At 60.1% G+C, this 21,131-nt stretch carries 18 protein-coding genes and 3 tRNA genes; 12 read left to right on the top strand and 9 right to left on the bottom strand.

Going from position 1 to position 21,131, the window contains the following annotated elements:
* Positions 1-133 precede the first annotated feature (133 nt).
* A complete protein-coding gene (locus I2H81_RS08945; RefSeq protein ID WP_195645309.1) occupies positions 134-1,153 on the top strand; it encodes a glycosyltransferase in 1,020 nt (339 codons plus the stop codon).
* Positions 1,154-1,177: 24 nt separating this feature from the next.
* Here I2H81_RS08945 and I2H81_RS08940 read toward each other — a convergent pair whose 3' ends face one another.
* From I2H81_RS08940 to I2H81_RS08920, 5 genes are all read right to left on the bottom strand, one after another.
* Positions 1,178-2,974, bottom strand: coding sequence for an AAA family ATPase (locus I2H81_RS08940; RefSeq protein WP_195645308.1), 1,797 nt, complete (start codon positions 2,972-2,974; stop codon positions 1,178-1,180).
* Positions 2,975-3,176: 202 nt separating this feature from the next.
* Positions 3,177-4,973 (bottom strand): VgrG-related protein, encoded by a 1,797-nt coding sequence (locus tag I2H81_RS08935; protein WP_195645307.1) that lies wholly within the window; start codon positions 4,971-4,973, stop codon positions 3,177-3,179.
* Between the two features lie 128 nt (positions 4,974-5,101).
* On the bottom strand, positions 5,102-5,521 hold the full coding sequence (locus I2H81_RS08930; protein ID WP_055286557.1) for an HI0074 family nucleotidyltransferase substrate-binding subunit: 420 nt from the start codon (positions 5,519-5,521) through the stop codon (positions 5,102-5,104).
* On the bottom strand, positions 5,508-5,795 hold the full coding sequence (locus I2H81_RS08925) for a nucleotidyltransferase family protein (RefSeq protein WP_022094823.1): 288 nt from the start codon (positions 5,793-5,795) through the stop codon (positions 5,508-5,510). The genes I2H81_RS08930 and I2H81_RS08925 overlap by 14 nt, the downstream gene beginning before the upstream one ends.
* A gap of 8 nt (positions 5,796-5,803) precedes the next feature.
* Positions 5,804-6,235, bottom strand: coding sequence for an RrF2 family transcriptional regulator (locus tag I2H81_RS08920; protein WP_195645306.1), 432 nt, complete (start codon positions 6,233-6,235; stop codon positions 5,804-5,806).
* A 224-nt stretch (positions 6,236-6,459) separates the two neighbouring features.
* On the opposite strand from I2H81_RS08920, the gene sufC reads away from it, so the two are divergent.
* The 5 genes from sufC to sufU are packed head-to-tail and all read left to right on the top strand — an operon-like array spanning position 6,460 to position 11,705.
* Entirely contained in the window at positions 6,460-7,260 is an 801-nt protein-coding gene (gene sufC, locus I2H81_RS08915) for a Fe-S cluster assembly ATPase SufC (protein ID WP_117821353.1), read from the top strand.
* Between the two features lie 12 nt (positions 7,261-7,272).
* Positions 7,273-8,685, top strand: coding sequence for a Fe-S cluster assembly protein SufB (sufB, locus tag I2H81_RS08910; RefSeq protein ID WP_117854891.1), 1,413 nt, complete (start codon positions 7,273-7,275; stop codon positions 8,683-8,685).
* The gene (locus I2H81_RS08905; RefSeq protein ID WP_195645305.1) at positions 8,685-9,956 is read left to right on the top strand and encodes a SufB/SufD family protein; all 1,272 of its coding nucleotides are present in this window, start codon (positions 8,685-8,687) and stop codon (positions 9,954-9,956) included. Before sufB ends, I2H81_RS08905 begins: the two co-directional genes overlap by 1 nt.
* On the top strand, positions 9,953-11,278 hold the full coding sequence (locus tag I2H81_RS08900; protein ID WP_229108148.1) for an aminotransferase class V-fold PLP-dependent enzyme: 1,326 nt from the start codon (positions 9,953-9,955) through the stop codon (positions 11,276-11,278). The genes I2H81_RS08905 and I2H81_RS08900 overlap by 4 nt, the downstream gene beginning before the upstream one ends.
* Entirely contained in the window at positions 11,271-11,705 is a 435-nt protein-coding gene (sufU, locus tag I2H81_RS08895; protein WP_006235557.1) for a Fe-S cluster assembly sulfur transfer protein SufU, read from the top strand. Before I2H81_RS08900 ends, sufU begins: the two co-directional genes overlap by 8 nt.
* Positions 11,706-12,364: 659 nt before the next feature.
* Here the strand turns inward: sufU and I2H81_RS08890 are convergent.
* Complete coding sequence (locus I2H81_RS08890) at positions 12,365-13,177, bottom strand: transposase (protein ID WP_195645304.1); 813 nt, start codon at positions 13,175-13,177, stop codon at positions 12,365-12,367.
* A 404-nt stretch (positions 13,178-13,581) separates the two neighbouring features.
* Here I2H81_RS08890 and I2H81_RS08885 point away from each other — a divergent pair, with 404 nt between their 5' ends.
* From I2H81_RS08885 to dinD, 4 genes are all read left to right on the top strand, one after another.
* Positions 13,582-14,316: an iron-sulfur cluster assembly scaffold protein gene (locus I2H81_RS08885; protein ID WP_006235554.1), complete on the top strand. Its 735-nt coding sequence runs from the start codon at positions 13,582-13,584 to the stop codon at positions 14,314-14,316.
* Between the two features lie 18 nt (positions 14,317-14,334).
* Positions 14,335-15,339 carry a GGGtGRT protein gene (locus I2H81_RS08880; protein WP_117800431.1) on the top strand — a complete coding sequence of 335 codons (1,005 nt, stop codon included), beginning with the start codon at positions 14,335-14,337 and terminating at the stop codon, positions 15,337-15,339.
* A 256-nt stretch (positions 15,340-15,595) separates the two neighbouring features.
* Entirely contained in the window at positions 15,596-17,122 is a 1,527-nt protein-coding gene (locus I2H81_RS08875) for an FAD-dependent oxidoreductase (protein ID WP_195645303.1), read from the top strand.
* A 160-nt stretch (positions 17,123-17,282) separates the two neighbouring features.
* Positions 17,283-18,143: a DNA damage-inducible protein D gene (dinD, locus tag I2H81_RS08870; protein ID WP_195645302.1), complete on the top strand. Its 861-nt coding sequence runs from the start codon at positions 17,283-17,285 to the stop codon at positions 18,141-18,143.
* Positions 18,144-18,403: 260 nt separating this feature from the next.
* Here the strand turns inward: dinD and I2H81_RS08865 are convergent.
* The 3 genes from I2H81_RS08865 to I2H81_RS08855 all read right to left on the bottom strand — a co-directional run bounded on the left by I2H81_RS08865 (position 18,404) and on the right by I2H81_RS08855 (position 18,697).
* Positions 18,404-18,479 (bottom strand) — tRNA-Lys (locus I2H81_RS08865).
* A 43-nt stretch (positions 18,480-18,522) separates the two neighbouring features.
* A tRNA-Lys gene (locus tag I2H81_RS08860) sits at positions 18,523-18,598 on the bottom strand.
* A 22-nt stretch (positions 18,599-18,620) separates the two neighbouring features.
* Positions 18,621-18,697, bottom strand: a tRNA-His gene (locus I2H81_RS08855).
* A 166-nt stretch (positions 18,698-18,863) separates the two neighbouring features.
* Here I2H81_RS08855 and I2H81_RS08850 point away from each other — a divergent pair.
* Together I2H81_RS08850 and I2H81_RS08845 are read left to right on the top strand one after the other, a co-directional pair.
* Positions 18,864-20,045 (top strand): pyridoxal phosphate-dependent aminotransferase, encoded by a 1,182-nt coding sequence (locus tag I2H81_RS08850; protein WP_195645301.1) that lies wholly within the window; start codon positions 18,864-18,866, stop codon positions 20,043-20,045.
* Between the two features lie 137 nt (positions 20,046-20,182).
* A complete protein-coding gene (locus tag I2H81_RS08845) occupies positions 20,183-21,073 on the top strand; it encodes an ROK family protein (RefSeq protein WP_195645300.1) in 891 nt (296 codons plus the stop codon).
* The last annotated feature ends 58 nt before the right edge of the window (positions 21,074-21,131 follow it).

Genomic DNA, 21,131 nt, shown 5'->3' with positions numbered 1-21,131 from the left:
GGCAGGTTCCTGCGTTTTATTCAAAGCTTGCCGACAAGGTGCGGTGAGCCTTTACAATAGAACAGTCCCAAGGACGTATTCGATAGCTTCCGCGCAGCGCTCGCCCGCCGCGCGTGAAAGGATATATTGCCCCATGCCTTCAACCCTTCCCGCTCCCATCGATAAGCTCGCCATCGTTGTCGTTACGTACAAGCGCCAGGAACTCCTGGCCAACCTGTTCGACTCCATGACCGAGCTCACGGCAACGCCCTGGCGTATCGTGATCGTCGATAACGAGAATTCGCGCGAGACCGAGGCCATGTGCACCGCATTCAACGAGCGCCTGGCCAGCCTGTGGGGCATCGACACCGAGCAGCCCGACGCGCAGGGCGGCACCGACCGTGTCATCTACGCCCCGCAGCTCGAAAACGGCGGCGGTGCGGGCGGCTTCTCCGCTGGCACTAAATGCGCCTACGATCTGGGGGCCCAGTGGTTCTGGGTGATGGACGACGACGTGCTCGTCATCCCCGAAGGCATCGAGCGTCTTGCCAAGTGGACCGACCGCTACGATGTCATCCAGGGTTCGCGCCTGGACTTTGACGGCGGCGCCTTCTTTTGGCAATACCAACTCATCCTTTCGCTCGGCATTCCCAACCCTGTCGCCAAGTGGGACTTGGGACCCGAGGGCTACCGCACCATGAACCAACTGTGCTTTGAGGGCGGCATGTTCTCGCGCCGCGTGGTCGACAAGATTGGCCTGCCCGACGCGCGCTTCTTTATCTACGGCGACGATGCCTGCTATGGCTACGTGGCCAGCCAGCACTTCCCCGCCGCCGTTGTTGCCGACGTGGTTCTCAAGCGCGCCCGCGCTGTCTCTAACTGGGATATCGCCGGCAAGCGCCAGCTCAACTCTACGAGCGACACCAACCGTTACTACATCATGCGCAACCGCGGTTATCTGGCCCGCTACATGCAGATCTACGGCGACTATCACCCCGTGCTGTTCCGTCTGGGCAACGCCGCGACCTTCTGCAAGGAATTTATTCGCCTGGCCGCCGTTGACAAGTGCTTTAAGACCGGAATTCCGGCGCTGCGCCGCGGCATGAAGGACGCCCGCAAGATCATCAAGGACCCCAACTGGAAGCCCATGCCGCCCATGAAGGACACCGAGTAACGGAAGTCGGAAACACCTCGGCGCTTAAAGCCGCTGGCACACCGTAGCCACATGCTGCCCATCAAAACCGAACCCCCAGCGCATGCGACCCACGCCGGGGCGTGGCACACGGATTTCGTCGATGCCGTCGCGCTCTATGTCGAGTAGCGACTGCACGGCCAGCAATTCCAGGCCCAGCGCATCCACATCGGGGTCATACATCAAGTTAATCGTTATCAGCGGGCGCTCGTCCAGCATGCCAATCGTGTCTGCTACGTCGAACACGGCACCCGTAGGGAAAACCTGGATGTCCCAGCGACCCGCGCCACACTTTCGCCTCGAGGCAGGATTGGCATAACCCGGCAAGCCAAAGCAGAGCCCCTGCAAGAGCAGATGATATGGCAGCGGCTTATCTGGGTCGGTCTCACCGATTCCAGCATCCCCCAGGATGCGGCTTAGCGCCCGCCTCACGGTATCCTCGTTCCCACGGCACAGCCCGTCGCGAAACGCATCGACGTCTCGAATGTCTTCGGCAGCGCACTCAAACCACTCAATAATCACTAGACGCAAGGCCTGGCGAAGCTCGTTATTGGGCAATCGCAAAGCACGGAGGCGATCGCCATGCTCTGGCTCCTCAGTCATATCCGTCGTGAGAAAACCGGACAGATACAGCGCTGTCCACATGCCATCGTCAGGCGAGAAATCTGGCTCTGCAGTGCCCAAACAAAGCGGGACCTCAGCGCACCCATGGGCCTCGAGCAAATCAAACAAGACCGAAAGGCGGTCGAGATTCCACCCGGCAACTACCCTACTCAGGCAATCCGCATACCCATACAGATCGGCGCGCACAGGCGCCGTGCAGCCTCGGTCCAGAAAACCGATCACGCGCGCCGGACTCGAGCAATAGGCCCTGCCAAACCGATATCCCTCGAGCCATTCACGCGCATCCTCCAGGTATTCCTCGCGCCCAGCATGATTCAACAGAGCCTCGACCTCGGCATCCGAAAAACCGAACCAACGGTCACACCACGCCGACAGCGGCGTCGTCAGACAATACGAGCAGCCGCGCGAAGAAAGCGCCGCTTCGGCGGGACCGGAACACTCCCCCATCAGACACGTCAGCCGCAACGAATCGCGCGCAGTGGCAATGGCGTCAAACAGCGCACGGTCAAGTAGTTCTGCCGGATCGGCGTCGGAAGCGTCCCTCGCGCTCGCACGGCGAGACCACGCCGCATCGTACCCATCAACGAGCAATACAACCTGCTCATCGCAGGCAATCTCCAGCAGCTCTATGAGCACGCCAAGCACCGAGGCGACCTCATCCTCGCTCGCCGCGCCACGCGCAACGCGTTCGATGTGACGCACCTTGTCTCGAGCTAAATCCGGAGCCTCCAAAAGCGCCAGCAGACGAGCGCACTCGCCCGAAAGAGCATCGCGCACGACGTCGGCAATAGCGGCGCCACGCCTCGCAGCGCCAGAAAAGTCCAGCGATATCACCGGATAGCAAGCGTACTCATCCCGATAGCGCCCGCCGTCTGCATCCCAAATCTGAGCATCGGCAAACAAACGCTGACCAGCGCGACTGACCGCCGGACGCTCCAGAAAAGCCCTGAGCATCGACAAGTTCATGCTCTTGCCAAAACCCTCGGGTCGACAGCACACCACAACGGACGCGTCGCAATCCAACACATCTGCAATAAACATGGTCTTGTCGACCAGCGTGCAGCAACCAAGAGCCTCCGCATAGTCGTGCATGCCAATGGGTAAAGCCGCATCGTCGGCACAGCCGATCAAACGCACGCCAAAGCCGGCAGCACAACCATTATTTGCCTGTTCAGACACCAAAACGTTCCCCCTAAATCACAACACGGTGCCAATTGTAATGACCGCCTCGCGCGTACCGATGTCGCCGCGCAAACATATCGGGCAACGGTAGCAACAAGACGTGTGAGGGGGCACAACTAATCGTTGCACAACAAAACGGGACCCGATGCATTCGCACCGGACCCCGTCCCAACTCTTTAGTTATCTAGCAACCGAGAGGCTACTCCTCCGAGCCGTCCTCCCCAGAAGCTTTCTTCTGCTGATCGAGCTTATGCTTACCACTTACGATAGACGTAGCGCCCAGTGTGGCCAAGCTTGCACTGGCAAGGCTCGCCATCACAATCAGATCGCCCGTCTTGGGCATATTGCCGCCAGATGACTTGGTTGTGGTGGTCGTCGTGGTCGTAGTGGTCACCGTTTTGGAGTCATTTTGCTCCTGGACCTGGTTGTCAGCACCGCTCTTGTCGTCGTCTTCGGACTGTTTCTTTTCGCCCTCGGTCTTGCTCTCGTCCTTCTTCTGACCGGACTTGTCGCCCTTCTCATCAGAGCTAGGACCCTTATCGGATTCAGCCTTCTCGGAAGCCTTGTCCTTTGAGTCGCCCTTTGCGGCCTCGGTCTTTTCCATGGAAACCTGATCAGAGTTGTCCTTGTTCTGAGTCGAGCCATTATTGACGCCAGCCATCAGCGAAGAGCCCAACGTGGAACCAAGCTGCACAGAGAAAGAAGGCTTCTTGTCCGGCGAAGCAACGGGAGCGTCCGGCGCCTTATTCGAGTCGTCCTTGGAAGCATCGGAATCAGGGGTTGCGTCAGAGCCGGAGCCATTGTTAGAGCCGGTGCCAATAGACGAATCACTCGAGCCGGTAGATGAGTTAGAGGTGTCAGCGTCGGTCGAGCCAGAAGCGTCGCTATCCGTATTGCCAACAGAGCTTGAAGACGAATCGCCCGCAGCAGAGCCGTTCGAATTGGAGCCGTTCAAGGTAGAGCCGTCGTTGGTAGTGTCACCAGCAGAGCCACCGCCGTCAGCATCGGTCGAGGGCGCATCCATCCTGTCGTCGTTGGCATCGTCACTCGGGTCGTCATTCGAATCAGGCGTCGGTGCAGGTTCCGGCGCGGGTTCCGGCTGCTCGGGCTGCTCGGGCTTGTTGTCCTTCGCAGCGGCAGCCTCGTCCTCGGCGATATAGACCAGGCAGTCCTTGAGCTCATTGCGGTAGCGGTTCTTCCAGCCCTCGTGGTACTGGGGCTGGCTTGCATACTTGGTCGCCACGTTATTGACCACGCTGTTGGAAAGCGCCGTCACAAACTCGCGGTCGGACATATCGTTGGAAAGATTCGCCCAGCGGAAGAAGTCTCTGCAGCCACCGGTGCCGCACATGTTGGTGATGCTCCACACCATGCCCTTGACGCAATCGGCGCGGCCGGAGATGTCAATGCCAAGAGCACTCTTAAGCCACGCCTCGGTCACCGCATAGTACGAGTTGTACGCATACGCATCCTGCAGAGCCGAAAACTCAGCAGGATCGGTGTTATAAGCACCTTGGAAGGCATCCTGCGCGATATGGCCCAGCTCGGTGAGCTGGCCGTTCTCGTACATGGCATTGCTCGTGTTGGAAATCTCGCTGCCGCGATCAATCGCATCCTTGAGCATGCAGTATTTTTCGGGGTTGTAGTTGTAGGCCTGCTTCATAAACGGGATGAGCGACCAACGACGGTCGAACTGGTAATAACCCAGCGCGTTGTAGCCGTCGCCATACGAAAAGCCCTGGTTGTAGTTGCCATGGCTCTCGTACTTGGTAAAGTACTTCATCTCGGGAGTCACGTTGACAAACGAAACGCCCTGGACCGACCTCAGCACGCCCGAGAAGGACTGCTGGGTGTAGAGACCTTTGTCGATATCGGTGGCATCCGAGGCAACGCCCGGCGTGGGCTCCTCGGCAGCGGCGGGTGCCGGCGCGGAAACGGCGCCAAACGAAAGCGCCAGCGTCAGGCCCGCGACAATCGCGGAATGCTTGGGCTGCATAAAATCCTCCCTGCATTGGTGTAGTTAAAGTTCAGTTTGCAAAGATAAAAATAAGTATTGCAGCTCGCCCGTTGTTACACAACAACCCCTCGGTAAACGGCAACAACCCTCCGCGAAATCTTAAGGAATTAAACAAACTGGTCGTCGGGCGCCATCAGAAGCTCGCCGTATCGCTCCATCAGCCCGTCCCTCAACTGACAGAAAGCGGGAATATAGACGTTCAAGATGCGCTGAATCAAATCTTGAGCGAGCTTGTTGTCATAGATATGGACGTTCGTATTGCGGTCTCTGAGCATATCTAGCCAGGCCGCCTCATCAATAAAGTCGTAGAATCGGTACGACTCCTTCAAGATGGCACGAGGAGACCCCGATGCGGCAAGCGTGGCGCCCTCATACTCGAGCAGACGCTTAAGGAGCTTCCAGCTCAGTTCAAATTGAAGATTGAACTTATTAATCAAACCACTCTGAACAAAATCATTGTTGAGATCCTGATTGGGCGCATCCTCAAGATTCGCCAAGGCGCTGACAAAGTTCTCATATTTTTTCATACAGAATCACACCATCCCTGGCGATTTCATCGAGCAATTGCTGCGACAAGGACTCGTCGAGATTGACGACATCTACATCTAAAAGAGTATCAAGACGCTCCTCGATCAAATATGAGAAACGGCCGAAATCCCGACAACCTGCTACGGCGATGTCAATATCGCTCTTGGGTAAGTTGTCGCCTCGAGCACGAGAACCAAACAGCACAACCTTCTCGGCGTCACATTCCCGAGCAAAAACTTCGATTTGTTTGTACACCTTGTCGAGAGATGCCATTTGCAGCCCTACAGCTTAATGTCAAAGTTGATTTCGGGGACGGCGGCCAAGTCGACCAACGTCACGCCGTCGACGTACTTTTCAATCACGTCGTCCAGACCGCGCCAGAACTTGACGGTCGAGCACAAATCGCTGCGGGCGCAGCTGTTGTCGATGCCGTCGCACGCCACGGGCGCTGTGCTGCCCTCGACAGCGCGCAGGATGTCGCCGGCACGCACCTCGGCCGGGTCCTTGGCCATCATGTAGCCGCCGCCCTTGCCGCGCACGCTCTTAAGCAGGCCCGCCTTCATAAGCGGACGAACCAGCTGCTCCAAATACTTTTGAGAGATATGTTCGCGGTCGGCGACCTCGCGCAGGGCAATCTTGCCCTCGGCGTCACCAAGTGCTGCGATATAGATCATCAGTCGGAGGGCATAGCGGCCCTTGGAAGAAATGAGCATACCTACCCTCCCATCGCATCTGGGACAACATAACCAGGTTTGTTTGTCCCAAATTTAAAGTAAGTGGGACAAACACAACAGGTTATTTTGTCCCAGAATTTGAAAAGTCGAGTGGATTAGTCGGGTTTTCCCTTGACTAACGCCGAACCCATAGTAACTTTATTCCGAGAAGATTCCTAGGGTTTAGTACACCTATGAGTACACCATATACAGAGAGGGACAGCATGAGCGCAAATCCGCTGCTTTCCATCGAAGGTCTGACCGCCTCCGTGGACGAGAAGACCATCCTCCACAACGTCAACCTTAACGTCGCCGCCGGCGAGACCCACGTGCTGATGGGACCCAACGGCGCCGGCAAGTCCACCCTCGGCCACCTGGTCATGGGCGACCCCGTCTATACCGTCAACGACGGCCGCATCGTCTTTGACGGCCAGGACATCACCGAGCTCACCACCGACAAGCGCTCGCGCGCCGGCCTGTTCCTGAGCTTCCAGGCCCCGGTCGAGATTCCGGGCGTGCCGCTGTCGAGCTTTTTGCGCGCCAGCATCGCCGGCCGCCCCGGCCTGGAGATGAAGGGCAAGGAGTTCCGCCGTCGCGTCAAGGAACTCGCGGCCGAGCTCAACATGGATACCGCCTACCTCAACCGTGAGCTGGGCGTGGGCTTCTCGGGCGGCGAGAAAAAGAAGGTCGAGATGCTCCAGCTTTTGCTGCTGCAGCCCAAGCTCGCCATCCTGGACGAGACTGACTCCGGCCTGGACGTCGACGCCCTGTCCACCGTCAGCCACGGCATGGACGCGTATCGCAAGAGCTGCGACGGCTCCATGCTCATCATCACGCACAACACGCGCATTTTGGAGCACCTGGATGTCGACCGCGTCCACGTTATGGTCAAGGGCCACATCGTGCGCGAGGACGACGCCTCGCTCATCCCCTGGATCGACAAGAACGGCTTTGAGACCTTCGAGCGCGAGGCCGCCGAGCAGCGCGCCCAGGCCGAGTCTGCCGCTGCCGAGCAGCAGGCGTAAAGGGGCGACGCAATGACCAAGAACCGCACCGAGGTCGCGGACATCGACCGCAGCCTCTACGACTTCACCTATGGCGAGGAGGGATTCGAGCGCCTCGACGCCGGCATCACGCCCGACATCGTGCGCGAGATCAGCGCCAAAAAGGACGAACCGCAGTGGATGCTCGACCTGCGCCTCAAGTCCCTCGAGATCTTCAATCGTTTTCCCGACCCGACGTGGGGCCCCTCCATCGAGGGCCTGGACATGGACAACATCGTCACCTACGTCAAGCCCAACACCGACCAAAAGCACGACTGGGAGTCGGTGCCCGACGACATCAAGAACACCTTTGAGCGCTTGGGCATCCCCGAGGCCGAGCGCAGCTACCTGGCGGGCGTCGGCGCGCAGTACGACTCCGAGCTGGTCTACCACAACATGCAGGACACGGCGTCCAAGATGGGCATCGTCTACTCCGGTATTGAGGAAGCCCTGCACGATCCGCAGTGGGAGCCGCTCATCCACGAGAAATTCATGACGCTCATCCCGCCCACCGACCACAAGTTTGCGGCCCTGCACGGCGCCGTGTGGTCGGGCGGCTCGTTTGTCTACGTGCCCAAGGGAACCAAGTTGGACTTCCCGCTGCAGAGCTACTTCCGCCTTAACGCCAAGGGCGCCGGCCAGTTTGAGCACACGCTCATCATCGTCGAGGACGATGCCGACCTGCACTTCATTGAGGGTTGCTCCGCGCCCAAGTACAACGTGGCCAACCTCCACGCCGGCGCCGTCGAGCTCTTTGTGGGCAAGCGTGCGCACCTGCGCTACTCGACCATCGAGAACTGGTCCAAGAACATGTACAACCTCAACACCAAGCGTGCGCGCGTGGACGAGGACGGCGACATCGAGTGGATCAGCGGCTCCTTCGGCAGCCACGTGGGCTACCTCTACCCCATGAGCGTGCTCAACGGCCGCCGCGCCCGTTCGAGCTTTACCGGCATCACCTTTGCCGGCGCCGGCCAGAACCTCGACACCGGCTGCAAGGTCGTGCTCAACGCGCCCGATACCTCGGCAACCGTCGAGACCAAGGGCATTTCCAAGAGCGGCGGCATCCAGACCTTCCGCAGCTCCATTGTGGCCACGCCCAAGGCCGAGGGTTCCAAGGCAACCGTGAGCTGCCAGTCGCTCATGCTCGACGACCAGAGCCGCTCCGACACCATCCCCGCCATGGACATCCGCGCCAAGAACGTCGACATCGGCCACGAGGCTACCATCGGCCGCATCGGTGACGACAAGGTGTTCTACTTGATGAGCCGCGGCATCTCGGAGGAAGAGGCCCGCACCATGATCGTCAACGGCTTTGCCAACCCGGTCTCCAAGGAGTTGCCGCTTGAGTACGCCGTCGAGATGAACAACCTGATCAAGCTCGAGATGGAAGGGGCGATCGGATAATGAAACAGACCACGAACACCGCTGCGACCACGCTCGAGCAGGTTAATGCGATGCCAGCCGCCACTTGGGGCTGGCTCAAGATGAACCAGACCAAGCTCGAGCTTTCGGACGAGCTTACCGTCGCTCCCGCCGAGGCCGTAGAGGTCGAGGGACTGGATGAGCAGTTTGCCGGCGCGGCCGACGCCTTCGACACCGCTATGAACGCCATGGCCGAGCGCTTCCCCGAGCGCCGCGCCTTTGCCCCCGGCGACGCCGCCGACCGTGCCCGCATCACGCCCGAGACCGAGCTCGACGTGCCCGCCACCTCGGTCTACCAGGCCGGCGCCATCAAGCTCGAGGAGGAGCTCTCCCCCGCCGAGGCCTTCGAGACCGGCATGGGCGAGGCTGCCTACACCTATCTGGCAGACCATGCCACCAAGCGCATCGTTATTGATGTGCCCGCCTACCAGCACGCCACGGTTACCGTGCGCGTAAGCGGCGTCGTCGCTGCCGCGGCCATCGCCGCCATCGATGTCGTCGCCCGTCCGCAGGCAACGCTCGATCTGCATATCGCCCTGGACTCCCCCGCTACCGGCGAGGGCGTCGTGGGCTCCGTGCTGCGCGTGTGCGCCCACGAGTACGCCACCGTCAACGTAACCTGCACGCAGACGCTCGACGACAGCTGGATCGCGCTCGACGACACCGGCCTGTTCCTGGACGAGGGCGCGCGCGTCAACGTGCAGCACACCGTCCTAGGCGCCGGCGCCAGCGCCACCGGACTTGCCGGCGACCTGCTGGGCGACACCGCCAAGGTGACGATCGATACCGATTACCTGGGTGCCCGCGAGCAGGTGCGCGACTTTAACTACGAGCTGCGCCACCGCGGTCGCAAGACCGAGTGCGAGATCGACGCCAACGGCGTGCTGACCGGCACGTCCAAGAAGGTCTACCGCGGCACCATCGACCTCGTGCATGGCTGCAAGGGTGCAACCGGCACCGAGCGCGAGACGGTGCTCTTGGCCAACAAGGGCGTCGACAACAAGACCGTTCCCGTCATCCTCTGCGACGAGGACGACGTCGCCGGCAACCACGGCGCCACCATCGGCCATGTCCGCGACGAGCAGCTGTTCTACCTCGCCTGCCGCGGCCTTGATCAAAACGCCGCCGAGGACCTGTTCATCCGCGCCAAGCTGGAGGACGCCGCGCTTTCCGCCACCGACGAGCGCACCCGCGCCGCCGTCGTCCGCCTGGGCAACAACCTGATCGACAACTTTGAGGAGGAGCTCGCATGATCGATACCGAGCACGTTAAATGCGACACCTGCACTGCCCCCGAGCCCATGGAGCTCGACGCCAGCGACGAGGCTTCGCGCGGCTGGCCCACCGTAGATATCGAGACCAACCCCTACAAGGCGCAGTTCCCGCTGTTCCAGCAGCACCCCGAGATCGCCTTCCTCGATAGCGCCGCCACCGCGCAGCGCCCTGCCTGCGTGCTTGACGCCGAGCGCGACTTCTACCAGCGCATGAATGCCAACCCCCTGCGCGGCCTGTACTCGCTGTCCGTCGAGGCCACCGACGCTATCGCGAAGGTGCGCCAGCAGATCGCCGACGTCATCGGCGCCCCCAACGCCAACGAGGTCGTCTTCACCCGCAACACGAGCGAGTCGCTCAACCTGGTCGCCAAGAGCTTTGCGCCCACGGTGCTCGAGCCCGGCGATGAGGTCGTCATCACCATCATGGAGCACCACTCCAACCTGATTCCGTGGCAGCAGGTCTGCCGCGAGACCGGCGCCAAGCTCGTCTACCTCTATCCCACCAAGACCGGCCAGCTCACCACCGAGGAGGTTCTTGCCAAGGTGGGTCCCAAGACCAAGATCCTGGCCGTGGGACAGGTCTCCAACGTGTTGGGCGTCGAGAACCCAGTCAAGAACCTCGGCAAGCTCGTGCACAAGTACGGCGGCTACCTGGTCGTCGACGGTGCGCAGTCGCTGCCGCACATGCCGGTCGATGTGGCCGACCTGGGCGCCGACTTCTTTGCCTTTAGCGCGCACAAGGCCATGGGCCCCATGGGCATCGGCGTGCTGTGGGGCAAGATGGACCTGCTCAACGCCATGCCGCCAGTGCTTACCGGCGGTGAGATGATCGATTCGGTCACCGAGCAGGACGCCGTCTGGGCGCCCGTTCCCGAGAAATTCGAGGCCGGCACGCAGGACGCCGCCGGCATCTTCGCCACGGGTGCGGCACTCGACTACCTGGTCAACACCGTGGGTTACGAGAACATCCAGGCCCGCGAGCAGGCACTCGTCCACTATCTGATGGGCGAGCTCATGCAGCTCGACTTTGTCCAAATCATCGGTTCCATCTACTGGGACAACCACCACGGCGTTGTGAGCTTTAACGTCAAGGGAATTCACCCGCACGACGTCGCGAGCATCATGGACATGGACGGCGTCTGCATCCGCGCCGGCCACCACTGCGCGCAGCCGCTGCTCACCTGGCTGGGCGTCGAGAACCTTGCCTGCTGCCGCGCCAGCGTGGCCTTCTACAACGACAAGGCCGACATCGACAAGTTCGTCGCCGGCCTGCATCACGTTTGGAGCACGTTCAATGGGTAATCTGTACACCTCCACCACGTTTATGGAGCACAACTCGCACCCCGACTATAAGTACGAGATGGATGCTCCCACGCACGAGCACGACGGTATCAACCCCAGCTGCGGAGACGAGCTCACCTTGCAGCTGCGTGTCGAGAACGATGTAATCGAGGAAGCCTCGTTTACCGGGCACGGCTGCGCCATAAGCCAGGCCAGCGCCGACATCATGGCCGACCTCATCACCGGCGAGACCGTCGAGGAGGCGCGTCGCTTGGCGGGACTCTTCCTCGCCATGATCCGCGGCGAGAAGCTCTCCGAGGACGACCTGGAAGACCTGGACGAAGCCGCCCAGCTCCAGGACATCTCGCACATGCCCGCCCGCGTCAAATGCGCCGAGCTCGCCTGGCGCACCCTCGACGGCATGCTCGAGGGGCAAACAAACCAGTAGCTTATGCCCCGAATCCAAGGGTTTTAATTGCCGAGCCGCCCGATACGGGCGGCTCTGTTTTTACCTAATGAGCGCGGTGGCACAAAGTCCGCGCGTCCGGCGCCCCGTCTGACATTTGCCACACAGCCAGACACGAACACGGGCGTTTTCCACAGCACCAAAGGCCTGCGGCAGGGCCCCGGGCCCGCCAAGCAATGCGCCAAACCCCGTTCTGCGAAGCTCCGACTCGCTTCGCGCCTGCCGCAGACGGGTCCCATAGGGAGCGGCGTGCATTTTTGCGAGTATTCAGCACGCCAAGCTGTGTGTATACGCATCGAAAGCGTTAATCAACATCTTCAGGCGCATATATATTGTGTTTAGAACAAGCATCGCGGTCTGACGGGACGCAGACACGTGCTTCGGGGGCGCAACGGCAGGGATCAATAGCTTCGGGGTCCGCATGTTGCAAGATTGCGTCGGTGCCGACAGCACCACGATGCTGAAAACTCCGTTTTTTGCACGGCGCAGACGGGGGTAGGCACGGGCAAACCCGGACTGAGCCGTTATTTTATGCAAGATGGCGATTGTTCTATGCATATTAAGAAGTGCAGTTACCTCACCAAGCTTTTGAACGCTGGTTGCGGCGTATGGACGACCCCAGCTGCGGTGAAAAGGCGACCTTACATCACGTTTCCGCCAGCCCGCATCGCCGTTCGCGCGCGGGCGCGCACGATACGAGAGACGGTACTTTTGCCAATCCCGGTATACCGCTCAATCTGGCGCACCGTAAAGCCGGCATTGTTCAATCCAACAATAACAGTATCGCGCTGCGCCGGCGGTGCAGTTTTAACCCCGTTGAGCGGAACCCCGAGGCTCTTCGCCATCTTGTCGGCAAAGGCGTGGCGTTCCCATTCCGTCTCTTTCATATCGCACAGCGCTGGCTCACCGCCGTCGGGCGTCGAAAGCGAATAGGCAATAAAGCCCTCGGCAGAACCAAAAAGCTCAAGCACGCAAGAAGGATCAGAAAATCCCCTCGCGACATCAGCCGTGTCACCGTCGTAAGCGCATAAATACTCCGCAAAGCTACTCCAGGGATAACGCTCGATTAGGCCAACGCCCGCCTCCTGCGGATCGGCGTGTACGGAGCGAATAGCCTCCATCACCTGCCAGTCGGTATCGAGCGAGCGCCGGTCAAAACGGTTCTGGAACAGATGGCCTGTGCGCCCCGCGCGTTTATTAAACCGCCGCGCGTGCGTCAAAAGCAGCCGGTGCATCGCCGCGCTCATCCTGTCCTCGTAATCTGCAAGCACCAAATGCACGTGATTGCCCATAAGGCACCAGGCGATAACCGTCACACCCTCCTCGCGGCAGCACGCGCGCATCAGCTCCAAAAACTCCCATCGGTCTTCATCGCCCTCAAAGATGAGCTGCTTGCCCGTACCGCGAGTACAGACATGGTAAAAGCCGGTAACCGTTCTCCAAACGCGCTGCATAGCGCTCCCTTCGCCGGGATCTGCTTGCCATCCAATACAGCACGATTGAAGCGTGCCATCAAAACATTCACGCAAAACAATACACTCGCGCGGCCAAAGGCAGTAAACAGGCGGCGAACGGCACCGTTGCAACAGGTCAACCCCTGCAACACTTACAAGAGCCGACCAAAAGCTTGCCCAAGACGGACCCCCCTCTACGGAAGTTCGCGACCACAGAACATAGCGTTAAACCGTTTCAATTAAAACTTCCGGACTTCTCGCTACGAAAACTGAGCCGTTCGCCGAATATTCCGTGCAATTCGCGGTATTATAGGGGCTGCATGTCATGTCCCTTTCGAAGGGTCGCCCGGCAATCGCCAGCCACGACCCCCAGACGGGACGCCAACACGATAGAGAGGAGAGGCATGCAGTACTCACAGGAAGTGGAGAACATGTGCCCCGTTGCCAAGGGTGCATACCACGGCCCCGCACCCATCCCCGAGGAGGGCAAGTGGGTCCAGGCTAAGGAGATTTCCGACATCTCCGGTCTTACGCACGGTGTGGGTTGGTGCGCACCTCAGCAGGGCGCCTGCAAGCTCACGCTGAACGTCAAGGACGGCATCATCGAGGAGGCCCTCGTTGAGACCATCGGCTGCTCGGGCATGACCCACTCTGCCGCCATGGCTTCCGAGATCCTTCCCGGTAAGACCATCCTCGAGGCCCTCAACACCGACCTCGTCTGCGACGCCATCAACGTTGCTATGCGCGAGATCTTCCTGCAGATCGTTTACGGCCGCAGCCAGACCGCGTTCTCCGAGGGCGGCCTGCCCGTGGGCGCCTCCCTCGACGACCTCGGCAAGGGCCTTCGCTCTCAGGTCGGCACCATGTTCGGCACCAAGGCCAAGGGCGCTCGTTACCTCGAGCTCGCTCAGGGCTACGTCACCCGCATGGCTCTCAACGACAAGAACGAGATCATCGCATTCGAGTTCCTGAACCTCGGCAAGTTCACCGACGCCGTCAAGGCCGGCAAGACCCCCGAGGAGGCCATCGCTGGCGCTATGGGCCACTATGGTCAGTGGGAGAACGCTGCCAAGTACATCGACCCGCGCACCGACGAGGAGACTCACTCCGTCGCCAGCGTGTTCCCGGTTCACGAGTAGAAAGGGAGGGAAATAACTATGACTGTTACGTTCGAAGGTTACGAGCGCCGCGCTGACAAGATCAACAAGTGCCTCGCCGACAACGGCATCGCCTCCCTCGAGGAAGCTCTGCAGATCTGCACCGACAAGGGCTTCAACCCGCGTGAGATCGTCAACAACACCCAGTCCATCGCCTTCCAGAACGCCGAGTGGGCCTACACCCTCGGTTGCGCTCTCGCTGTCAAGCGTGGCGCCAAGTCCGCTTCTGAGGCTGCCGCCATCATCGGCGAGGGCATCCAGGCCTTCACCGTCCCCGGCTCCGTCGCCGAGGACCGCAAGGTCGGTCTGGGCCACGGCAACCTGGGCGCTATGCTGCTCTCCGACGACACCGAGTGCTTCGCCTTCCTGGCCGGCCACGAGTCCTTCGCTGCCGCCGAGGGCGCTATCGGCCTGGCTCTGAACGCCAACAAGGCTCGCAAGAAGCCGCTGCGCGTCATCCTCAACGGTCTGGGCAAGGACGCTGCTCAGATCATCGCCCGCATCAACGGCTTCACCTACGTGAAGACCCAGTTCGACTACTACACGGGCGAGCTCAAGGTCGTCGAGACCATCCCCTACTCCGATGGTCCCCGCGCTGCCGTTAACTGCTACGGCTCCGACGACGTCCGCGAGGGCGTTGCCATCATGTGGCACGAGAACGTCGACATCTCGATCACCGGTAACTCCACCAACCCCACGCGCTTCCAGCACCCCGTCGCTGGCACCTACAAGAAGGAGCGCCTCGAGGCTGGCAAGAAGTACTTCTCCGTCGCTTCTGGTGGCGGCACTGGCCGTACCCTGCACCCGGACAACATGGGCGCCGGCCCTGCCTCTTACGGCATGACCGACACTATGGGCCGTATGCACTCCGACGCCCAGTTCGCCGGTTCTTCCTCCGTGCCTGCGCACGTCGACATGATGGGTCTCATCGGCATGGGCAACAACCCCATGGTCGGTGCCACCGTCGCTTGCGCTGTCGCCGTTGAGGAGGCCCTCAAGGCCTAATTGCGCCCGCGCGATGCTCATATAGTTGAGCTTTGGAGCCGCTATCCACTCGGGTAGCGGCTCTTTTTGTTTGCGTTGGTGCAGGGTAGCTAATGCCGGTATATCAGCTGGGGCGAAATACGAGATGTGAAGAGATGGAGCGTCAGAGCGTCCATGACGCCCACCTGCCATATGTGCCCTTTACCGATTTGCCGAGTCTTTCCGGCCCCATTGCCGATCACCCGTGCGACAATGCGCCGGACGAGAAAGGAATCCAATGGAATCGACTGATGTACTGGTAATTGGATCTGGCATTGCGGGCCTTTGCGCCGCCATCGAAGCGGCACGCACGGGTGCAACCGTCACTGTGGCAAGCGCCGGCAAGATTATGAGTGGATCGAGCTTCTTCCCCGGAACCTGGGGCCTGGGGCTTATCGGACCCGTTAACGAAGACGACGAACAAGACCTCATCGACACCATCCAGACCGTGGGTGACGGCGTCGCCGACCCCGAGCTTGTCCAGACGTTTGTCCACGGCATTCCCCAGGCAATTGAATGGCTCGAGCAAAACCTGGGCGTTGAGCTCCAGCGTCCGCAAAGCGCTGAGAGCGCTCAGCAAAAGCAGTTTATCCCCTGCTTTGACCACAAAACGCGCATGTGGCGCGGCCTCACCCGCAAGCCCCTTGAGGACGCTCTGACGGCCCGGATCGAGTCGCTCGGCATTCGTCTGCTCCCCCGCCATGAGCTTATCGACCTTGTTGAGGACACGAACGGCAGAATAACCGGAACCGTGCTCTACGACCTCACCGAAAATCGAATCGTGCCCTTTGCTGCCAAGGCCACGATCATCGCAGCCGGTGGCACAGGCGGCCTGTTCGAGCGCAGCCTTACGTCGGCTGATGTGCTCAGCTCCTCGCAGGCCATCGCGCTGGCGCACGGCGCAACACTTACTAATATAGAGTTCATGCAGATGATGCCCGGCTTCATCGAGCCCAAGCGCAACCTGGTCTTCAACGAGAAAACCTGGCGCTACGTACATGTAGACCAGCCGGCAGATATTGCCGCTGACAAGCTGGACGACCTGCTCGAGCAGCGCTCTGGATATGGTCCTTTCACGTCACGCTTGGCCTCCCGCGCTATCGATCTCGTCATTGATCAGGCAGGTGCCGAAGGCCTGGCACTCCACTACGACTTCCCCCGCGAGGATGTCCCAGAGTTTGTGCAGACCTTTGCCACCTGGCTACAAGACGAGCACGGCATCGCGCCGACCGACGAGATGCGCGTGGCGATGTATGCCCACGCCGCCAACGGCGGCATCAGGATCGACAAGACCGCGTACACGGGCGTTGAGGGCCTCTACGCCTGTGGCGAGGCAACAGGCGGCATGCACGGCGCCGACCGCATCGGAGGTCTGTCGAGCGCCAATGGCATCGTGTTCGGGCGCATTGCGGGCGCATCGGCAGCCCAAGCAGCGCTGGACGCTCCTGAGGCGGCCGCACCGATGGATATCGCCCTCCCCCAGCATGGCATAGCTACAGCAGACGCCGAGCGCCTGACCCGCTGCCTCAAACGCACAATGAGTACCTACTGCATGATCAACAGGACCGAAGCAGGCCTTTCCGAGGCGCTGCAAGAGCTTGAAAACATTCAAGATGATGCCACAGCTCTAAATAAGCCGCATGCCAACGACAGCGAAATCGCTGCGCTCGCCCGCATACAGTCGCAGATTCAGCTAGCACAGAAAATGGTCAAAGCCATGTGCAAACGAACCGAAAGTCTCGGATCGCACTATCGAGCGGACTAAGTCGAACACCCATCTAAAACAGAACACAGCTAATCGATATCTATAGGCCCCGTGAGCTCGAAATGACACGGGCTCATTCGTGTCCGCACGGCAGCGTATCCTTATTCTGAATACAGAGCGGGCAAAGCCCGCATAGACAATAGACCAGCGAGGAGGAGATATGGACAGTAGAGATATCGAGAAGTGGCGTGTCAAACTTGATAGCTACGCCAATGTGGAAGACGGCGTTGAGTATTGGCTCGCACGAGATTTAATGGAACCCATGGGATACACTCGATGGGAGAACTTCGCCGAAGTTGTTAAGAGGGCAAAGGTCTCGTGCGAAACAAACAAAACTCCAGTTGATTCCCATTTTCGTGACACCACGAAAATGGTAACTGCCGGTGTCGCCGCTCGCGCGGTTAAAGACTACAAACTTACGCGCTATGCATGCTATTTAATCGCCCAGAACGGAGATTCAAACAAGCCAGAGATCGCGCTCGCCCAAGCATACTTTGCCGTGCAGACGCGCCGCCAAGAGCTCATAGAGCAGCGCTTCGCAGAGATTCAGCGCTTGCAGGCGCGCCACTCACTATCCGATTCAGAGAAACAGCTCTCGGGTATTGCGTTCAAACGCGGCGTGGACTCCAAAGGATTCGCGATCATCAAGTCGAAGGGCGATGAAGCGTTATTCGGCGGCAGAAGCACGGCGGAAATGAAGCAGCAGCTCGGCGTATCCAAAAGCGCGGCATTGGCGGACAGGTTAGCCGATGTCCTCATCAAAGCAAAGGACCTTACGAACTCGATGACGGCCTTCAACGCCGAGGAACACGATCTGTACGGCCTGGACCAGATCAAGCAAGAGCACATCGAGAACAACACAAGCGTGCGTGGTAGCCTCATCGACCGCGGAATTGTCCCCGAGAACCTGCCGCCTGCCGAGGATACAAAAAAGCTCGAGCGTCGCGTGAAGGCAGACGAGAAGAAACTCAAGGAAGGTACCGACGGTTTTACCGATCCCCAGGGTAGACTCGATCTGTGAAAGCGGCCGTGCCCTTTCGGGTTCGACCACATTCGAGGTTAACAAAAAACGACCAGCCTAAGCCAGCCGCTTTAACATGCTTTGGTGGGCCGTCAGGGGGTCAGCCTGCTGCGCAGGCGGCCGCTGCGACGCTTCGCGCCTTGCGCGCTGCGCTGGCAAATGCTCGCGCATTTCCTCAGCACCGCGCCCTTACGGGTTCGACCCCATGTACTGTTAACAAAAAAAGACGGCCAACTTTCGTTGACCGTCTAAACATGCTTTGGTGGGCCGTCAGGGGGTCGAACCCTGGACCTTGGGATTAAGAGTCCCCTGCTCTACCAACTGAGCTAACGACCCAAAGCTAAAGTCCGTTGTGGCGGACTTTAGAGGAGATATCGTGTGGTGGGCCGTCAGGGGGTCGAACCCTGGACCTTGGGATTAAGAGTCCCCTGCTCTACCAACTGAGCTAACGACCCGATATCAACACGAAGCAAGAACTGGGGTGGGTAAAGGGACTCGAACCCTCGACCTACGGGACCACAACCCGTCGCTCTAGCCAACTGAGCTACACCCACCGTGTCCTGTGCGCTTCGCGCTCGACTATTATTGCAAGGAACGCCACGCGATGCAAGCCCCAATTTTCAAGAATTTTGAAAAGAGTTTTTCGAGACCATTTCGAGCATTTCCCACCGGTTTCATAGGAGTAAACTTGCCCCACTGCAAATGCTCGAAAGGACCGGCATGAAAGAACTCTCCAACCGCACGGCAACGTTTACCGATTCGGTCATCCGCCGCATGACGCGCATCTCCAATAAGTACGGCGCCGTCAACCTGTCGCAGGGCTTCCCCGACTTTGATCCCCCGGCGCAGCTGCTCGATAGCCTCAGCACCATCGCCACCGACCCCAAGCCGCTCTACCACCAGTACTCCATCACCTGGGGCTCCCAGGCCATGCGCGAGGCGCTTGCCGCCAAGCAGGAGCACTTTATGGGCATGCCGATCAACCCCAACGAGAACATCGTGGTCACCTGCGGCTCCACCGAGGCCATGATGGCCGCCATGATGACGGTCACGAACCCCGGCGACAAGGTCGTCATCTTCTCGCCATTCTACGAGAACTACGGCGCCGACACGATCCTTTCGGGTGCGGAGCCCATCTACGTGCCGCTCAACCCGCCCACCTTTGACTTTGACCGTGAGGTCCTGGAGGCGGCCTTCCGCGACAACGATCCCAAGGCGATCGTTCTATGCAACCCGTCCAACCCCTGCGGCAAGGTCTTTACCCGCGAGGAGCTCACCCTTATCGCCGACCTGTGCAAAAAGTATGACGCCTACTGCATCACCGACGAGGTCTACGAGCACATCGTCTACGCGCCCCACGAGCATGTCTATATGGCCACGCTGCCCGGCATGTTCGAGCGCACCATCAGCTGCAGCTCGCTGTCCAAGACCTACTCCATCACCGGCTGGCGCCTGGGCTACACCATCGCTCCTGCCGAAATCACCGAGCGCATCAAAAAGGTCCACGACTTCCTCACCGTGGGCGCCGCCGCTCCCCTGCAAGAGGCCGTCGTCACCGCCCTCAACTTCGACGACAGTTATTACCAGGAGGTCCTCGACCTCTACACCGCCAAGCGCGACCTATTCTGTCAGGGACTCGACAGCATCGGACTCACGCACAACGTGCCGCAGGGCGCCTACTACGTGATGATGGATATCTCGGAGTTTGGCTATAACAGCGACCTCGACTTCTGCGAGGACCTCGCGTCCAAGGTGGGCGTGGGCGCCGTGCCCGGCTCAAGCTTCTTCCGCGAGCCCGTCAACCACCTCATCCGCTTCCACTTTGCCAAGCGAGACGAGACGCTTAACGCCGCGCTGGAGAACCTCAAGTCCCTGCGTGATAAAATCGAGCCACGCGGGTAAGGACGGCCAGTAACTAAAGGCACTAAAGAAACCTCGTGAACCCGTTGGGCTACGAGGTTTCTTTTTATAGCGACCTCATTTATTTTTTAGAGCGCTATACTTTGGTCACAGAGCAACTCGTCCCAGAGAGGAATACTATGGCAGAGCAGCAGCTTATCGGAGCGCTCGAGGCCGGCGGCACCAAGATGGTCTGCGCCACGGGCTATGCAGACGGCACGGTCCTGGAACGCGAGCAGATTGCGACCACGACCCCGCGGGAGACCGTTGAGGCCGTCAACGCATGGTTTGCCGACAAGGGCATCGCCGCGCTGGGCATCGGCGCCTTTGGCCCCACCGCAGTCAACCCCGCCTCGCCCCAATACGGCAAGATCCTGGAGACGCCCAAAACGGCATGGCGCTACTTCGACCTGCTGGGCACCATCCAAAACGAGCTCAATATTCCCTGCGGCTACGACACCGACGTCAACGTCGCCTGCCTGGGCGAGGTCACCTTTGGTTGCGCCCAGAGCCTCACTGACGTGGTGTATCTGACCATCGGTACCGGCGTGGGCGCCGGCGTGCTCTCGGGCGGTAAGCTCGTGCACGGCATGATGCATCCCGAGGCCGGCCACATCCTGGTCACGCGCGACCCGCGCGACACCATCGGCGAGCACAGCGGCTGCCCCTTCCACGACAACTGCCTCGAGGGCCTCATCGCCGGCCCCGGCGTCAAAAAGCGCTGGGTTGGCAAGAGCGCCGGAGAGATGGCCGACGACCCGGAGGCCATGGACCTGCTTGCCGGATACCTTGCGCAAGCGCTCATGACCTACATCCTGTGCTACGCACCGCAGAAGATCGTCATCGGTGGCGGCGTGGCCGACCACACCCCCATCGTGCCGCTCGCGCGCAAGAAGTGCGCCGAGATGCTCAACGGCTACATCGTCACGCCCGAGGTCAACGACATCGACACCTACATCGTCAACAACAGCCTCGAGGGCAAACAGGGCATTATGGGCTGCCTGGCCCTGGGCGCACAGGCGCTTCAGTAGCAAACGCACCCGCAGGGCGTGGCGTGCCCGGCAAATCCGACCTACGGAACGACGCCAC

It is taken from the genome of Collinsella aerofaciens (genome assembly GCF_015561195.1).
Lineage (GTDB): Bacteria > Actinomycetota > Coriobacteriia > Coriobacteriales > Coriobacteriaceae > Collinsella > Collinsella aerofaciens_AC.
The sequence above is the reverse complement of the archived record's forward strand: the minus strand, read 5'-3'. Positions and strand labels throughout refer to the sequence as shown.

What these genes read in the sequence shown, in the direction of transcription:
- I2H81_RS08850 (WP_195645301.1), top strand. Translation starts at nt 18,864, where the DNA reads ATGAAAGAACTCTCCAACCGCACGGCAACGTTTACCGATTCGGTCATC.
- I2H81_RS08925 (WP_022094823.1), bottom strand. Translation starts at nt 5,795, where the DNA reads ATGGCATCTCTCGACAAGGTGTACAAACAAATCGAAGTTTTTGCTCGG.
- sufC (WP_117821353.1), top strand. Translation starts at nt 6,460, where the DNA reads ATGAGCGCAAATCCGCTGCTTTCCATCGAAGGTCTGACCGCCTCCGTG.
- I2H81_RS08885 (WP_006235554.1), top strand. Translation starts at nt 13,582, where the DNA reads ATGCAGTACTCACAGGAAGTGGAGAACATGTGCCCCGTTGCCAAGGGT.
- sufU (WP_006235557.1), top strand. Translation starts at nt 11,271, where the DNA reads ATGGGTAATCTGTACACCTCCACCACGTTTATGGAGCACAACTCGCAC.
- sufB (WP_117854891.1), top strand. Translation starts at nt 7,273, where the DNA reads ATGACCAAGAACCGCACCGAGGTCGCGGACATCGACCGCAGCCTCTAC.
- I2H81_RS08920 (WP_195645306.1), bottom strand. Translation starts at nt 6,235, where the DNA reads ATGCTCATTTCTTCCAAGGGCCGCTATGCCCTCCGACTGATGATCTAT.
- I2H81_RS08875 (WP_195645303.1), top strand. Translation starts at nt 15,596, where the DNA reads ATGGAATCGACTGATGTACTGGTAATTGGATCTGGCATTGCGGGCCTT.
- I2H81_RS08945 (WP_195645309.1), top strand. Translation starts at nt 134, where the DNA reads ATGCCTTCAACCCTTCCCGCTCCCATCGATAAGCTCGCCATCGTTGTC.
- I2H81_RS08930 (WP_055286557.1), bottom strand. Translation starts at nt 5,521, where the DNA reads ATGAAAAAATATGAGAACTTTGTCAGCGCCTTGGCGAATCTTGAGGAT.
- I2H81_RS08900 (WP_229108148.1), top strand. Translation starts at nt 9,953, where the DNA reads ATGATCGATACCGAGCACGTTAAATGCGACACCTGCACTGCCCCCGAG.
- I2H81_RS08890 (WP_195645304.1), bottom strand. Translation starts at nt 13,177, where the DNA reads ATGCAGCGCGTTTGGAGAACGGTTACCGGCTTTTACCATGTCTGTACT.
- I2H81_RS08905 (WP_195645305.1), top strand. Translation starts at nt 8,685, where the DNA reads ATGAAACAGACCACGAACACCGCTGCGACCACGCTCGAGCAGGTTAAT.
- dinD (WP_195645302.1), top strand. Translation starts at nt 17,283, where the DNA reads ATGGACAGTAGAGATATCGAGAAGTGGCGTGTCAAACTTGATAGCTAC.
- I2H81_RS08880 (WP_117800431.1), top strand. Translation starts at nt 14,335, where the DNA reads ATGACTGTTACGTTCGAAGGTTACGAGCGCCGCGCTGACAAGATCAAC.
- I2H81_RS08935 (WP_195645307.1), bottom strand. Translation starts at nt 4,973, where the DNA reads ATGCAGCCCAAGCATTCCGCGATTGTCGCGGGCCTGACGCTGGCGCTT.
- I2H81_RS08845 (WP_195645300.1), top strand. Translation starts at nt 20,183, where the DNA reads ATGGCAGAGCAGCAGCTTATCGGAGCGCTCGAGGCCGGCGGCACCAAG.